Annotated in this window: 1 protein-coding gene; it reads right to left on the minus strand. The window is 56.8% G+C overall.

Going from position 1 to position 259, the window contains the following annotated elements:
• The coding region (locus tag SB749_RS19990) for a Z1 domain-containing protein (protein WP_410711843.1) at window positions 1–259 on the minus strand (259 nt) is incomplete at both ends.

A 259-nucleotide genomic window follows, 5' to 3' on the forward strand; every position in this document is an offset into this window, starting at 1 on the left:
TGCGCGGAACTTCGAAACAAGATCATCTGTCGTCCAGAGGCGCGGGAGGTCATCGTAGTCGGGGCGATACCCAAACCACCTCGCCATCTGCAGCAACGTGTCGTACTGATTGGAAGTGCGAAGGAAGAAGGACACAGCCAAACCTTCGAGCGTAAGGCCCCGGGCAAGGACGGTACCACCAATTGCGATGTAGGTCTTGGGCCCGTTCTCATAGTCGAGCCGCATGTCGCTTTCGCCATTTTCGACAGCAAACTCGAGC

The organism is Brevibacterium sp. SIMBA_078 (genome assembly GCF_046534565.1).
Taxonomy (GTDB): Bacteria; Actinomycetota; Actinomycetes; order Actinomycetales; family Brevibacteriaceae; genus Brevibacterium.